This window comes from Roseateles sp. (genome assembly GCF_031397715.1).
Taxonomy (GTDB): Bacteria; Pseudomonadota; Gammaproteobacteria; order Burkholderiales; family Burkholderiaceae_C; genus Paucibacter_A.
The window spans coordinates 1-1,795 of sequence record NZ_JANNMI010000222.1 but is presented as its reverse complement, the minus strand read 5'-3'; the positions used below and the strand labels follow the sequence as shown (position 1 = coordinate 1,795).

Genomic DNA, 1,795 nt, shown 5'->3' with positions numbered 1-1,795 from the left:
GGTTGGGCGCGCACGGCATCGACTGCGGTGCGATGAACATCCTGATCTACGCGTTCCGCGAGCGTGAAGACCTGTTCGACATGTACGAAGCGGTATCGGGCGCGCGCATGCACGCGGCTTACTTCCGCCCCGGTGGCGTGTACCGCGACCTGCCCGATTCGAAGCCGCAGTACAAGGTCTCGCGCATCAAGAACCAGAAAGCCATCGACGCGCTCAACGACACGCGCAGCGGCAGCCTGCTCGACTTCGTCGACGCCTTCACGCAGCGCTTTCCAGGCTACGTCGACGAATACGAGACGCTGCTGACCGACAACCGGATCTGGAAGCAGCGCACCGTCGGCATCGGCGTAGTGACGCCTGAGCGCGCCCTGAATATGGGCTTCACCGGCCCGATGCTGCGCGGCTGCGGCATCCCCTGGGACTTGCGCAAGACGCAGCCCTATGACGCCTATGCCAAAGTTGACTTCGATGTACCTGTAGGCACCGAGGGCGACACCTATGACCGCTATGTGGTGCGGGTCGAGGAAATGCGCCAGAGCAATCGCATCATCCAGCAATGTGTGGCTTGGCTGCGTGCCAACCCCGGCCCGGTGATCACCGACAACCACAAGGTTGCACCGCCTTCGCGTGTCGATATGAAGTCGAATATGGAGGAGTTGATCCACCACTTCAAACTCTTCACCGAGGGTTTCTGTGTGCCCGAGGGCGAGGCCTATGCGGCGGTGGAGCATCCCAAGGGTGAGTTCGGCATCTACATCGTCAGCGACGGCGCCAACAAGCCCTATCGCCTGAAGATTCGGGCGCCTGGTTTCGCGCATCTGGCAGCGCTGGATGAAATGGCGCGAGGCCATATGTTGGCCGACGCGGTGGCCATCATCGGCACGATGGACATCGTGTTCGGCGAGATCGATCGGTGAGTAATTCAATGAGCACTGAAGACTACATTCTGAGTGAAGCTACGGCGTCCAAGTTCGCCCGTGAAGTGGCCAAGTACCCGGCCGATCAAAAGGCTTCGGCCGTGATGGCCTGCTTGTCCATCGTGCAAGACGAAATCGGTTTTGTCTCGCGTGCCAGCGAGGACGTGATCGCCGCCTATCTGGGCATGCCGCCGATCGCCGTCTATGAAGTGACGACCTTCTACAACATGTACAACCAGCGCAAGTTGGGTCAGTTCAAGTTGAACGTCTGCACCAACCTGCCTTGCCAGCTGCGCGATGGGCAAAAAGCCTTGAACCATCTGTGCGAGAAGCTCGGCGTGGAAGAGGGTGGCACGACCGCCGACGGCCTGTTCACGGTGCAAAAAAGCGAGTGCCTGGGTGCTTGCGCCGATTCGCCGGTGCTGTTGGTCAACGACCGCCAGATGTGTAGTTTCATGAGCCATGCGCGTCTAGACGAGCTCGTCGACACGCTCAAAGCCCACGCTGCACAAACAGCCGCCAAGAACTGAGGAACGGGAAGTAAGCATGCTGGACCTCTCCAAATTTCAAAGCCAGGGCACCGAAACCTGCTTCCATGACCGCCACCTTGGCGCGCAAATCTATGCCGGCCTGAATGGCAAGAATTGGAGCCTGCAGGACTACGTCGCGCGTGGCGGTTATGCGGCGCTGCGCAAGATCTTGAAAGGCGAGGGCGCGCCCGAAGGCACACCGCTGACGCAAGACCAAGTGATCGCCGAAGTCAAGGCCTCGGGCCTGCGCGGCCGTGGCGGTGCGGGTTTCCCGACCGGCCTGAAGTGGAGCTTCATGCCGCGCCAGTTCCCGGGCCAGAAGTACCTGGTGTGCAATTCCGACGAGGG

2 protein-coding genes and 1 pseudogene are annotated in these 1,795 nt (G+C 60.7%); all 3 read left to right on the top strand.

Annotated elements, in window-relative coordinates; translation table 11 throughout:
- On the top strand, window positions 1–917 hold a 917-nt coding region (locus RMO57_RS09515), incomplete at its 5' end, for an NADH-quinone oxidoreductase subunit D (protein ID WP_310386035.1).
- Between the two features lie 8 nt (window positions 918–925).
- Window positions 926–1,447 (top strand): NADH-quinone oxidoreductase subunit NuoE, encoded by a 522-nt coding sequence (gene nuoE / locus RMO57_RS09510; protein WP_310386034.1) that lies wholly within the window; start codon window positions 926–928, stop codon window positions 1,445–1,447.
- 16 nt (window positions 1,448–1,463) lie between these two features.
- Window positions 1,464–1,795 (top strand): annotated as a pseudogene (locus tag RMO57_RS09505) (NADH-quinone oxidoreductase subunit F); the annotation flags it as partial.

What these genes read in the sequence shown, in the direction of transcription:
- nuoE (WP_310386034.1), top strand. Translation starts at nt 926, where the DNA reads ATGAGCACTGAAGACTACATTCTGAGTGAAGCTACGGCGTCCAAGTTC.